The following is a 13,910-nucleotide window of genomic DNA, read 5'->3' as shown; positions in this document are numbered from 1 at the left end:
ATTCATGCCCCTAGGTTCGTCCGGCAGCACGGACGGTTCCCTCCATGCTCATATGAACATGTGGAAACAACTCTCAAAAGCAACTTCGTGTCGCACCCTACCACTAACCAACCCGATCTTAAACATAGGAGAAGATCAGATATGGCTAACGCCAATATACATTATTGCACCTCCCAGCACCAGCATTTCGCGAGGCAATTTTTTAAAATATTTGCTTATTTCCGCTTGGTTTGCTGCACGAATGTTGTGCAAGCGGTATGTTGCGGCGAGTTGTAGGGAACCCTGGCGCGTTTGCCCCTTGGGACCTAGTCTTGACTTAGTCCCAAGGGAATTAACCTCCAGCCCCGAGGCTATCAACAGCTAATGTTTTTGTTGCTCGGGAATTTTGTAAACTCTTAACTTAGAGAGCATATACTCTCGTGAGATCAAAAATTCTAGTCTAATGGTGGCTAGAAGCGCGTAGTTCACAAGTGTAAATGAGCACTTTGATCGTATGAGGATACAGAGATTTTGATTCCACTTTGTTAATATACTGAAGCTGAATCAAACTGTTGGTTTTCTGGTGCACTCAAAGTGCTCATTTACCCAAGTAAACTGCGCGCTTTTCGTTACCATAAAACTCAACAGTTTGATTCAGCACGGGTATAGAGTATGTGGGCATAGAGTATGTGTCCACTAAATCGAATATGTCTTAGGAGATATGAAATGGGAGATATGGAAGGCGATTTTAGTGATGTTGATTAGTGAAGTTGAGTTGCTCCCAGCCCAGCCGTTGCAGAGATTTATGATTGACAAATTTACGGTAATTTTTTATGAGCTAGCCCTTTGTCAGTGATTAGTGACTCTTGACAACTGGCTACTGATCACTGATAACTGATAACTGGTATACTGATAACTGATATATGAGGAGACAACAAATAAATGTCTATGACAATGATTTACGCATTTATCATTTTGTGCGGCCTAATTGCTTTGCTTTATGGGGCATATGCTTCGAAAAAAGTGTTTGCAGCGCCCACGGGAACAAAGCGCATGCAGGAGATTGCTGGGGCAATCCAGGAAGGAGCTTCAGCCTATCTAAACCGCCAGTATCGCGCGATTGGGATCGTGGGAATTTTAGTAGGAGTTCTTTTAGGCTATTTGCTGCACGTTTATGTCGCCATTGGTTTTGTCATTGGCGCAGTGCTTTCAGGGCTAGCTGGCTATATCGGCATGCTTGTTTCTGTGCGGGCCAATGTGCGTACCACTGAAGCTGCCCGTAAAGGTTTAGCGCCTGCCTTAGATATTGCTTTTAAATCTGGTGCGATTACCGGCTTTTTAGTCGTGGGTCTGGCGCTGTTGGGTGTGACTCTTTACTACCTTGTTCTATTAAGGATGGGAGTTGCTGAACGTACGCTGCTTGAAGCCTTGGTTGCGCTTAGTTTCGGCGGTTCGTTAATTTCAATTTTTGCCCGGCTTGGTGGTGGAATCTTTACCAAAGGTGCTGACGTTGGAGCGGATTTGGTAGGAAAAATTGAAGCAGGCATTCCAGAGGATGATCCCCGAAACCCAGCGGTGATTGCTGATAATGTGGGTGATAATGTGGGTGATTGTGCTGGAATGGCTGCCGACTTGTTTGAAACCTATGCGGTAACTGTTGTGGCTACTATGGTGTTGGCGGCTATTTTTACCACAGGTGAGCTAGCGCTTAAGTTGATGGCTTATCCATTGCTGATAGGTGGTGTCTGTATTGTGGGCTCTGTAATTGGAACCGCTGCGGTTCGACTAGGGGCCAAGAATAACATTATGGCTGCCCTTTATAAGGGATTGATGGCAACAACTGTGCTTTCAGCGGGGCTGATTGTTGTAGCAACTGCCTACCTATTTGGTCTTGACGAAGCGGTTATGATCGGTAGCAGTATAGTTACTGGACAGAATCTGTTGGTGTGCTCACTAACTGGGTTGGTGGTAACGGGTCTGATTGTTTGGATCACAGAGTACTATACAGGTACTGAGTTCCGCCCGGTCCGCAGCATTGCCGGCGCTTCAACTACAGGCCACGCCACGAACATTATTCAGGGATTGGCGGTGTCGATGGAATCGACAGCGTTGCCTGTGGTGGTTATTTGTGGGGGGATCATTGTGGCCTTTATGCAAGCAGGTTTATTTGGACTTGCGGTTGCTGCAACCACTATGTTGGCGCTGGCTGGGATTGTTGTAGCCCTTGATGCCTATGGACCGGTTACCGACAATGCAGGTGGTATTGCGGAAATGGCAGAGCTTCCCGAAGATGTACGCAAGACCACAGATGCTCTTGATGCGGTTGGTAACACCACGAAGGCAGTGACCAAGGGATACGCTATTGGTTCAGCTGGTCTTGCAGCGTTGGTTTTGTTCGCAGCCTATACCGAAGACCTCAAGCATTATTTCTCGTCGTTGCCCTGCGATTTTGATTTGCAGGATCCATTTGTGATGGTTGGATTATTTATTGGTGGTTTGCTGCCGTTTTTATTTGGCTCGATGGGCATGATGGCCGTAGGGCGTGCTGGCGGTGAGGTGGTTGTCGAAGTACGGCGCCAGTTCAAAGAGATCAAGGGCATTATGACTGGAAAAGCAAAACCAGATTATAGCCGCGCTGTTGATCTGCTTACCAAAGCAGCAATCCGTGAGATGATTATTCCTTCTTTGTTGCCGGTGCTAGCCCCACCTATTATGTGGTTTTCAGTTAATGCCATTGCTGGCCCAAGGGCGGCTTTCGTCGCATTAGGTGCCATGTTGCTTGGAACCATTGTCACCGGTTTGTTTGTGGCCATTTCTATGACTTCTGGGGGAGGGGCCTGGGATAACGCCAAGAAATATATCGAAGATGGTAATCTGGGCGGTAAAGGCTCACAAGCCCACAAGGCTGCAATAACCGGAGATACAGTTGGCGACCCCTATAAGGATACAGCTGGACCTGCTATCAACCCGATGATCAAGATTATCAATATTGTCGCTATCTTGTTGCTTGCGGTGTTGTCGCGCTGGGTGACCTAATCGATGGCAATGGATGTCAGCCAAATTAAAAGTCTGATTGAAGCAGAACTTCCCGGGGCCTCGGTGACGCTTGAGGCTCTGATAGATGATGGAGACCATTATCGAGCTGAGGTAATAGCGTCTCAGTTTCGGGGAAAAAGCCGAGTGCAGCAGCATCAAATGGTTTATCAGGCACTCGGTGAGCGTATGGGAACCACTCTGCATGCATTGTCTCTGGTGACAAAGGTGAAAGATTAAGGAATAGATTATTATGACTACCCCAATATTCGACCAAATCAAAACCGATATTTCCACAAACGATATTGTCCTTTATATGAAAGGTACACCGGATATGCCGATGTGTGGATTTTCAGGTCTTGTGGCTAAGGTGCTCACGCACCACCAAGTACCTTACAAGAGCATTAACGTATTGGACGACGCAGACATTCGCCAGGGCATTAAGGACTTTAGCAACTGGCCAACGATTCCACAGCTGTATATCAAAGGAGAGTTCATTGGCGGCTGCGATATTGTTAAGGAAATGCACGAAAGTGGAGAACTGCAAGAGTTATTAAAACCATTTCAAAACAAAGCAGTTAGTTAAATGGAAGACACAATTAAAATTGGTGTGACTGGCTGTACCGGTCGTATGGGACGGATGATTATCCAGCAAGTAATGGCTTGCAAAAGCTGTCAGTTTGTTGGCGGGACAGTTAACCCTAAAAGCGGAACCATCGGTCGTGACATAGGTGAAATCTTAGGAATTGGTCGTCTGGGACTCCCAGCCCAAGCAACCCCTGATGATATGTTTCAAGCTGCCGACGTGGTAGTAGATTTTACAATACCCTGTGCAACCGTAAATCATGCCCGGCTTGCCAAAAAGTTTAAAACACCGTTGGTAGTTGGTACCACAGGTCTTGCCAAGGGGCAACGTGAAGATTTAATGAGTACGGCTCGTGAGGTACCTGTCCTATATTCACCCAATATGAGTCTTGGCATAACATTACTGATAAGCCTGGTTGAACAAGCAGCCAAAGCTCTAGACCCCAGCTTTGATATTGAAGTATTTGACCTACATCATCGGCACAAAGTCGATGCTCCATCAGGAACTGCAATTGCTTTAGGCCAAGCTGCAGCTAGCGGTCGCAAGGTAAGCTTAGAAGGAAATGCGATGCGTTGCCGTACCGGGCGCCGGCAAATCGGAGAAATTGGTTTTGCTTCCCTTCGCGGCGGTGAGGTGATTGGTGATTCAAAAGTTATCTTTGCTGGAGATTATGAAGTTCTTGAACTCTCACATCGAGCTCTTAGCCGAGAGATTTTCGCCAGTGGCGCGCTAAAAGCCGCACTTTGGATTGTGCAACAGGAACCTGGTGGGTATACCATGAAGGATGTACTTGGGTCAGAAGTCAGAAATAACTGACATTTCCCAGTTATTTCAGGATATCTGCGCAGCGTTTCAGCGTGGCGCTGATTTGCTGACTTCTGATTTCTGACTTCTGGTTTCTGATTTCTGAATCACTGAAATGAGACCTTCGATGACCGATGGGTCAGCTAAGGTCGATATATCACCCAAATCTTCATAGTCGTTAGCAGCAATTTTGCGCAAGATTCGTCGCATGACTTTTCCTGAACGTGTTTTAGGAAGTCCTTTAACAAATTGCAAAAAATCAGGCGTGGCAATGGGTCCAATCTTTTCCCGCACCCAATTGATAAGTTCTTGATGTAGGGATGAAGTTGGTTGTTCTCCCTGATTTAAACGCACAAAAAGATATAGTCCCTGTCCTTTAATATCATGAGGATAACCTACAGCTGCTGCTTCGGCCACCTTTGGGTGCGCAATGATTGCACTTTCAATACGCGCTGTTCCAATACGGTGCCCGGAAACTTTGATGACATCATCAATACGTCCCGTGATCCAATAATCACCATTCTCATCTCGATGTGCTTGGTCATCGGTAAAAAAGGATCCCGGACATTGTGAAAAATAGGTTTGCACAAATCGTGCATGATTACGAAAGACGGTACGCATTTGTCCTGGCCATGAGTTGCAAATCACAAGATTTCCGTTGGCTGGGCCTTGCAAAAAATGGCCTTGATCATCGACCAAAGCCGGTTTTATACCAAAGAAGGGACGAGAGACCGAACCTGGTTTAAGGTCTGTGGAACCGGGCAGGGGGGTGAGCATAATGCCTCCCGTTTCTGTTTGCCACCAGGTATCAACGATAGGGCAATGACCACCTCCCACGATAGAGTGATACCAGTCCCATGATTTTGGATCGATCGGCTCTCCCACTGTTCCAAGAATGCGAAGTGAATCTAGGTTATGTCTTTTGACTGGCTTAGAGCCATATCGCATCAAACCGCGTATCACAGTAGGGGCGGTGTATAAAATATTCACATTGTATTTTTCAACGATGTTCCAGTAGCGTGACGCATTTGGGTAATCGGGGACTCCTTCAAACATGACAATTGTGGCTCCAGCTGCTAGTGGACCGTAAACTAAATAGGTGTGCCCTGTAATCCAGCCAATGTCAGCTGTACACCAGTAGATTTCTTTATCCTTGTAATCAAAGATATATTTAAAGGAAAGAGTAGCATAAACCATGTAACCGCCGGTGGTATGCAGCACACCTTTGGGAGTTCCCGTTGAGCCAGAGGTATAGAGAATAAACAAGGGGTGTTCGGCTTCTAGTGCTTCACATTCACAGTTTTCTGATGCAGTTCTAACTAAGTCGTGATACCAATAATCTCTCGATTTATCCCAGGGAACCTGGTTTTCAGTGCGCTGAATGACCACCATTTTCTCAATTTTTGTTATAGCAGCAGCTTTATCAGCATTGCGTTTGAAGGGCACGAGCTTACCGTGGCGGTAGCCTTCATTTGCAGTTACTAAAATCGCAGCATCACAATCAAGTATTCGGTTGGAAAGGGCTTCTGCGGAAAATCCTCCAAATACCACAGAATGAACCGCCCCAATACGTGCACAAGCCAGCATTGTTATCACTGCTTCTGGGATCATTGGTAGATAAATAGCAACACGATCTCTCTTTCTAACACCAATGTCCTTTAAGGCGTTGGCAAAGCGACACACCTTTGTATGTAGCTCGCCATAGGAAATTTGCCGTTCCTCATCTGGGTTATCTCCCACCCATAAAATGGCGGTTTGATTTTTTCGATTCGCCAAATGACGATCAAGACAATTGGCGCAGGCATTGAGGGTTCCATCGTAAAACCATTTGATATGCAGATTTTTAGGATCAAAAGAGGTATCCATGACTTTGGTAAAAGGTTTGATCCAATCGATGCACTGCCCTTGCTGACTCCAGAAGCTTTCTGGATTTTCAATTGACCGTTTATACATTTCAGTGTATTGCTTGGAATCAATCCATGCAGACTGTTTGATATGTCCTGGAACAGGATAAATATTCATCTTTTAGCTCTTTTGGCTGATCGGATCTTTCAGAAGTATTTTAACAATAACTATTTACAGAAAGGTTAAGTGCTCGGCACTGTGTCAGTTCTATTCTCGCCCTTAATTTTGTGTTAAAACCGCACTTTTGAAAAGCATCTAATTCAATGATCAAGAACAAAGGTAACTGTTCAGCTTACACCGGCCGTCATACCGGAAACGGATTTTGCCCAGATTGGCGCACCGCCAATCTGGTGTGAAAAATCCAGTTATCCGGTATCCAATTATTTTTTTATTCCGACCTTAAAAAATTGGAATGCCGGCTCACTCCAGTTCCCAGTCTAGCTCCTAAGGGATTGGGGGAAATGGGTGGCCTGCATGAAGACCGACAGGAGCTGAATGGTTACGAAAAATTATTATTTTTACTGGATGGGTAAAGGAGCTGAATGGTTACAGTATTTTTTGTTAAGATTTGGTTAACAGATAATCTAACATCAATAGTGAAAACTAAATCCCCAATTTCTTGAGGGAGTTAGCCGTTTCCCCTAAATCAATTGCGATAAAAACGTCCTGGCAGGAACCATAATTGGTCCTGTTTCATTGAAGCAATTGCGATGCACGTAATCCATGTTTTGAATCACCTGAAAGGCGTGCTTGCATTCTAGTTGTTTTTGAAAATACTGCAGATTTGTGCTTACAGAATGATTGGCTGATACTTTTGCTTCGACCAAAAACCAGGGTTTTTGATCCTTAACGACTAGAAAATCAACTTCGCGCTGTTGCTTGTCTCTTAGAAAATAAAGACCGTAGTCACCGTAACCTTGATCAGTCCAATAGTGCACGAACTTGAGCAAGTGGCTGGCGATGAAATTTTCAAACCTTGCTCCGGAATCGATCACTTGTGACCAGTCCCATAAATAGCATTTTGGTTCTTTCACCAAACTACGCACCACGTTCTTATGCCATGGTTGAATGCGAAAGCTATAGAAAAAGGCACCAAACACATCCAGCCAGCGTGCAATGCTTGGTGCTGAAACTTTTATTTTCTTGGCTAATGATGATCGATTAAGCAGTTGACCGGTTTGTTCTTTCAGCATAATCCCCAGCATTTCCATCTGTGACAGTTCTTGGATTTGTGTGAGTTCGCGAATATCTTCTTTGAACAATTGTGTCTGCCGAATCTTAACCCACTGATTCCAAAATGGTGTAGATCGTTTCAAGAATGGGTCGGGAAATCCACCGTAATTTAACAGAGCATCAAAAATATCTGCCTCAGGTTCTTGTGGTTCTTGTATATCTTGTGTTTTGGGAAAATATGACATCGCTTCGGCAAGTGAAAAAGGGTGAATGCGATAGGGGATATAACGTCCCATCATGCTATCTCCGCCCTTTTTATAAATTCCCAGTTTAGAACTCCCTGTCACTACAATCCGGACACGATCAGCATAGAGGTCATAAAATCCCTTGAGAAAGGTTTTCCACTGCGAATATTTGTGCAGCTCATCAAAAACGACCAGTGGTAGCGTGTCTTGGATTTTATTGAACCCCACTAGTTCTGCTACTTGCTCTTGTCCAGCTAAAATTAGTTGGCGTGATGTTTCATGGTCCCAACTTAGATATATATGCTTTCCAAGTGCCCGAGCAATCGTTGTCTTACCAACTTGGCGGGCACCTTCAATGAAAAGCATTTGCTTATGTTCCTGCAAATGTTTTTTAAAAATAGGAACATAGGTTCGATATTGCATGTATCACACTCAACCTTCTGGGCACCTCTATAAATCCATTTTTGTAACCAATTTAACGACCTAGTTTTATTAGTCATGACCATTTTAACGCACACGTTAAATTGGTCAAGTTTTTTGATTCTTTTGAAAAACGAGTGGGTAATGTTTTTCCCAAAGAATTAGCTTGCAGGATGAATCAAAATGTTGAGTTTTATGGTAGCTGCCAGCTTGCAGTTTACTTGAGGTAAATGAGTACTTTGAGTGCACCAGAAAATCAGCAGTTTGATTCAGCTTCTGTATAAAGACTAAGTTGGGTGAAATACCCTTGCTCATGAGGGGGATAGTACCAACTCTTTCTTTCCGCGCTGCAACTTCATTTTCCATTTTCCGCGGTGCTTTTTAAGCTCACGGACTAGTTCTTTGACACTCCCAATTGATGTGCCGTTTACGGTTTTAATGATGTCACCCGGCAATAAACCGATGCGATTGGCAATACTTCGGCGCTCAACCTTGAGAATCACAACACCACGCTGCATAAAGTCCAATCCCAGTTGCGTTGCAATTGCTGGAGACAAGGTGATGATCCGTACTCCTGACAAAGGATTTTTCCCCTTTAGCATCACTGGCTTTTCAAGGCCTGTACCTGGAGGTGCCTCAAGAGTAACATCTAATGTTTCAACCGTTCCTTTTTTTCGGCGCACCTTCAATTTGGATCTGTAGCCAGTAGGTTTTGAAGCAATACGAAAATCAAGGCCAGGGTCATCTTTTACTGTATAGCCATCAACACTCAAAATAAGATCACCAACCTGAAGGCCTGCCTTTTGTGCTGGACTTTTTGGATAGATTCCCTTAACAAGAACACCTGTGCGACGATCCAATCCAAGTGAATTAGCCATTTTCTTAGAAACCGATCGGACATCAGCGCCCAACCAAGGTCTTACAATTTTTCCGCGATTGTCGACGCTTAAAATCACTGGGTTTACCAAATTGACAGGAATTGCAAAACCAATCCCAATTGATCCACCACTTTTTGAAAAAATCATGGTATTGATACCAACCAACTTTCCATCCAAAGTAACGAGAGCTCCTCCAGAATTTCCGCGATTGATCGAGGCATCGGTTTGGATGAAAGACCGTAAATCACTTACGCCTATTTTCGTGCGAGCCAGTGCTGAAATCACGCCACTGGTAACCGTTTGCCCTAGACCGAAAGGATTTCCGATTGCCAAGACCACATCCCCAACTTCCAACTGGTCAGCATCACCCAATTCCAGATAGGGTAATGTACCCATCTCACCCTGCAGCTTCAGTGCTGCAAGGTCAGTACGTGGCTCACGCACGACGACTTTTGCTTTGAATTCACGCCCATCAGCAAGCACCACCCGAATCACCTTAGCATTGCGAATCACATGGTTATTGGTAATAACAACACCGTCTGAACGCACAATTACACCGGAACCAAGCGATCCTTGAGTGCGGGTTCGAGGCTGGCCTTTAAAAAAATCTTCACCAAAAAAATGCTTGAAAATAGGGTCATCCATCAAGGGAGAAACCTTCTGCGGCATCACGCGGGATGCATAAATATTTACAACCGCTGGCGCAGCTTCTTTTACGACAGGTGCAAACGAAAGCTGAATTTGGGCCTTGGAAGTTGGAACAACTTTATTGGGGGTAGCTTGCAATTCAAGGCCCGAAGAGAGAATTTCACCTATAAATACAAAAAGTAACAATATCCTAAAAAATTTGATAAACATATCTGTTCCTTTTAACCAAATCTCTTAGGTCCCCTGAAAGCAGGATGAGTTTCACGAATTACTTGCAGCAAAAGAAACGAAAGCACCATACTTATCGGCAAAATGCTCAATCCAAAGCGGTAATCATGAATGCTATAAAGAGGAACAAGAGCATCCTTAACCTCAATCATCGCCCCATCCCAGTGATGGTCAACTAACCAGCCAACCAAGGGATGTGCGACAATACCGCTTGTCATCACAACCATGTTCGTCACTCCTATGGCAACACCACTTGCCGAACGCGGAATGATCTCGGTAACGCTGGCAAATGTTAAAGCTTTTCCTGTGTAGAACAACCCAATCAAAAAGAACAGCACATACATAGCCAGTAATGGAATACCGTCTACCAAAAACACAAGGCAATGTACAACGAGTGCTCCAATCACACACAAAATCATTGGTGAACGCCTGCGAGCCCATTCGTCAGACAGGGTTGTAAAAATCGGACTGCCCACAGCCGCACCAATCCACATTGCTGCGACAACTGACGCTGCGACCTTTTGGTCGATTCCATAATATTTTTCGACAAACCCAACACCCCAAAGGTCACCTAAAATAACCATAGGAACATACATCAACATTCCAAAAAGTGCTAAAAACCACACCTGGGGTGTCAATAAGACTTGCACAAGTCCTGAGAAAACATGCTCATCTACACCATTGCTCAGCTTATTTCCAGGAGGCCCATCACGCACAAACGTAAATATAAGCCCACTAATAAGCAGTCCCGTCAATCCCAAGATCTGCAGTGTAACGTGCCATCCAACTGTATTATTGAGTAACTCCAAGGGTGCTCCACCAAACATCGCCCCAGTTGTGCCAAAGGCAAGAGTAACAGCTATCACTTTGCCCATATGCCGTGGACGAAACCAAAGCGTTCCTAGCTTAAGGCAGCCCAAAAACCCACAAGCGGCCCCTAATCCCATAAGAAACCTGGCAACACAAGGCATCCAAAATCCAGTAGCAAAGGAAAACATGCCGCAACCCATCGCGCACATAAATCCAGCAAGGGTTAAAAGCCGGCGGGGACCAACTCGATCCATCAAAACCCCCAATGGGATTAAAACACTAACGTAAGCTATATAATACGTGGAGGACAACCACCCCAATCCCGTCGCATCAATAGAAAACGCCTGCATCAGCTCTTTGTCCATGACAGCTGGAAACACACGGATGATAAATTGATAAAAGTAAAAGGTGGCTGCGCAAACCAGAATAATCCACGCACGCTTGCCGCCTAGGTTTTGTTTGGGCATATGCGTGGTCGTCATTTAAGGGCACCTCTCATTTCTAATTCTAAAACACACCATACCATATTTTGATCTCAGGGTAAAAAAGGGAGTTTGGCATGGTTTAAAAAAAAAGGGGTATTTTTGGTAACAAATCCCTGTCGTTATACCGGAAAAGGCTATAGGTGTGGATCCTCAACACAAAAATCATCGACCATTAACGTTAATCCTCCTGGATCATAAACTTCAAGGGCTTGCATCAATCTTCCAATCACAAAACCGACCATACGCCCACGAGATTCAGCTACTAAAAGGATATGGTCTTCTTGGGTAATCAGCTCTTCAAACCATTTCGACTGTACTTTGTCTGCATCTATAGCTTGGCGCCAAAATTGTGGCTGTATTTTTTCGTAAAGTAGCCGTTTGGCGTGGGATATACTCTCGTGAAATCAAAACCTCTAGTTTAATGATAGCTACCAGCTTGCAGTTTACTTGGGTAAATGAGCACTTCGAGCGTATCAGGAAACAGAGGTTTTGATTTCACTTCAGTATAGAGCTACCATCGCTGAAATATCCGATTGTCGTGCAGAACGAATAGTCACATTTAAATCTGTAGGTTTCCTTGTGTATCAAAACAGATAACAACCCTTTGAGATTGATGCTTGTCATAATCGATAGATTTCGTCTTCTCAATGAAGTCACTGTCTGTGTATTTATCTATTACCCGATGCCAAAAGCCCAGAGCTGACTTGTTTGCAGGTAAGATCGATACTTCCCACACACCTGGACGCTCGTTCCAAAGTCGCCTTGCAACTTCTTTGCCAGCAAATGTGATTCCCTTCCGGCAAAGCACCCGTTACCTCCCATGATAAAATCACCAACATGAATAAAGCCTGCTTTTTCATACACATGCTTGGCCCGAGGGTTGGTGAAATCCGGATCAATCAAGGAGGTATCAGCGCATTCATCAAAAACTTTACGGAAAAATTCGACAAACAATGCGAGCGTTTTTGCTCCCAAGCCTTTGCCTATATACCTCTTGTCACCAATCATATACTCGAGGCCATAGGTCTTCCCGATCTTTGAAAGGTGGTCTGCTTTAAGCTGCACGCGTTCTTCGCCTAGATCCATTTTGATAGTCATGATCAAGCTGTAAGGCTGATCATCAACGAGTCCAACCCAATAAACATAACGGCCATCGGCGTAATCAGATGGCTCTTTTCGACCTTCCATGAAATTGATGATGTCATCTTTGTGTGCTTGGGTGTTGTCCCAGAACTCTTGCACGTGTGGTTCTTTGAGCCAATTGAAAATGGCCTGTTGGTGTTTGTGGGTGGCTTTTTCGAAGGTAATTTTCATGATATCAATATTACTGTACATGTTATCATGTGGCAATCTTTAGAATTTCCTATCTTTTTTCGAATAATGAGTCATGGTTTTTTCAGAAGTTTATTGTTTAAGGGTTAAAGCAACGGCTTTGCAATTCGGGAATGAGGTGGAAAAATAAAGGTGCACAGATAGTGATTTCCTTAAGAGCTATTGTAAAAACCAAAGGGCGTTAGTCTCAATTTTGGGAAAAAATTAACAAACAAGGATTAGCAGGAATTCTAGCGAAATGACCGTATCGTTATATCGTTTCGGGGCCACACCCTCTCTATTTTACAAATTATTAACTAATTACGTAGTAAAATAAGACAAATAGACAATATAGATACACTAAACTTCATGAAAAAGTATTTTGTAATCACGAAAAGATTAGTATCTATTTTGCTTAAGCTCTAATCTATTTAAGATGGTGTTACATTACAGAAAACCCAATGCCATTTTATATTTAAGTGTAGAAAAATGATTATGAAAGGATAAAATAAATGAGTATTATGAATAAGTCGATGATTAGTGTCATATTCCTCTCAAGTTTGGTTGGTGTGACGAGTGGTGTCTGCTCATATGAAGTTGATGTGACAGATGAAACAAAAGGATATTGTCCGAAATGGGAAGATGTGGAAAAGGCAAGCGATCCCAAAGCAGGCCATAAAGTATTTTACCAGAAGAATCGTTACCAGATAGAGTTAAATTTTTCCGCAGATTTCGATATCAATTCGGAGATAGCAGATAAGCTTAATCAATCTATAAAAATGATGAAAGAAGATGGCTCAAGCGTAACCATAACGGTAACTGAGGAGAAAGGCGAAGGCTGGGTAGAATGCAAATACGATATTCGACATCCAAATCCAAGAATTCGGCTTCCTTTGGGCTGGGTAACCATGGCAGGTGGGGACAAATGAAAAGGGGCTTTGTTCGGCAGGGTGAAAATCCCCCCGTTTTGGGGTTCTGTCAGGGCTGTTCAGTGAAAATGTGTTATCTACGGATCGTCATCCTGAATACTGAATCAAGTTCAGCACAGGCAGTTGGTTTTGGAACTCAAGTCTGGTAAGACTTGAGGAGGCAAAACCTTACGATTCAGGATCCCATTTTTTTAAATCTGCAAAAAAGAATTGGATCCTGAATCGCAAAGATTTTCCAATTCGTGCGACTTACAGTCGCACGTTCGGAAAATCAGCGTTCAGGATGACGGCCGTGTTGGTTTCACTGAACAGCAACTCAATCCCTCCCTATGCGAGGCATAGACACCGGGACTGGGTTAGCCGTATTACCACGGTAATTTGATTTTTTTCACTCTATTCCTGACGAAATTTTAAAAAGTGAGAATTTTTTGTAAAAAATCTATCCGGTCGTCAAAAATATAAAGTTTTTCTGAGCA

Annotated in this window: 10 protein-coding genes; 5 read left to right on the top strand and 5 right to left on the bottom strand. The window is 44.0% G+C overall.

The window, feature by feature from the left end:
- Positions 1-927 precede the first annotated feature (927 nt).
- Genes ABFQ95_04510 through dapB form a run of 4 tightly spaced genes read left to right on the top strand, consistent with a single transcriptional unit; the run spans position 928 to position 4,414 of the window.
- The gene (locus ABFQ95_04510) at positions 928-3,015 is read left to right on the top strand and encodes a sodium-translocating pyrophosphatase (GenBank protein ID MEN8236787.1); all 2,088 of its coding nucleotides are present in this window, start codon (positions 928-930) and stop codon (positions 3,013-3,015) included.
- A 3-nt stretch (positions 3,016-3,018) separates the two neighbouring features.
- Entirely contained in the window at positions 3,019-3,252 is a 234-nt protein-coding gene (locus tag ABFQ95_04505) for a BolA/IbaG family iron-sulfur metabolism protein (GenBank protein MEN8236786.1), read from the top strand.
- A 13-nt stretch (positions 3,253-3,265) separates the two neighbouring features.
- A complete protein-coding gene (gene grxD, locus ABFQ95_04500) occupies positions 3,266-3,598 on the top strand; it encodes a Grx4 family monothiol glutaredoxin (protein MEN8236785.1) in 333 nt (110 codons plus the stop codon).
- On the top strand, positions 3,599-4,414 hold the full coding sequence (gene dapB, locus ABFQ95_04495; protein ID MEN8236784.1) for a 4-hydroxy-tetrahydrodipicolinate reductase: 816 nt from the start codon (positions 3,599-3,601) through the stop codon (positions 4,412-4,414).
- A 36-nt stretch (positions 4,415-4,450) separates the two neighbouring features.
- Here the strand turns inward: dapB and acs are convergent, their stop codons facing one another.
- From acs to ABFQ95_04470, 5 genes are all read right to left on the bottom strand, one after another.
- Positions 4,451-6,424, bottom strand: coding sequence for an acetate--CoA ligase (gene acs / locus ABFQ95_04490; protein ID MEN8236783.1), 1,974 nt, complete (start codon positions 6,422-6,424; stop codon positions 4,451-4,453).
- A 524-nt stretch (positions 6,425-6,948) separates the two neighbouring features.
- Positions 6,949-8,148: an AAA family ATPase gene (locus tag ABFQ95_04485; protein ID MEN8236782.1), complete on the bottom strand. Its 1,200-nt coding sequence runs from the start codon at positions 8,146-8,148 to the stop codon at positions 6,949-6,951.
- 308 nt (positions 8,149-8,456) lie between these two features.
- Complete coding sequence (locus tag ABFQ95_04480) at positions 8,457-9,881, bottom strand: Do family serine endopeptidase (GenBank protein ID MEN8236781.1); 1,425 nt, start codon at positions 9,879-9,881, stop codon at positions 8,457-8,459.
- An 11-nt stretch (positions 9,882-9,892) separates the two neighbouring features.
- Positions 9,893-11,191, bottom strand: coding sequence for an MFS transporter (locus tag ABFQ95_04475; protein ID MEN8236780.1), 1,299 nt, complete (start codon positions 11,189-11,191; stop codon positions 9,893-9,895).
- 678 nt (positions 11,192-11,869) lie between these two features.
- A complete protein-coding gene (locus tag ABFQ95_04470; GenBank protein ID MEN8236779.1) occupies positions 11,870-12,529 on the bottom strand; it encodes a GNAT family N-acetyltransferase in 660 nt (219 codons plus the stop codon).
- Positions 12,530-13,017: 488 nt separating this feature from the next.
- Between ABFQ95_04470 and ABFQ95_04465 the strand changes: the two genes are divergently transcribed.
- On the top strand, positions 13,018-13,434 hold the full coding sequence (locus ABFQ95_04465) for a hypothetical protein (protein ID MEN8236778.1): 417 nt from the start codon (positions 13,018-13,020) through the stop codon (positions 13,432-13,434).
- Positions 13,435-13,910: the final 476 nt, after the last annotated feature.

The sequence above is a fragment of the Pseudomonadota bacterium genome, from assembly GCA_039714795.1.
In the GTDB taxonomy this organism is placed as follows: domain Bacteria; phylum Pseudomonadota; class Alphaproteobacteria; order JAGOMX01; family JAGOMX01; genus JBDLIP01.
The sequence above is the reverse complement of the archived record's forward strand: the minus strand, read 5'-3'. Positions and strand labels throughout refer to the sequence as shown.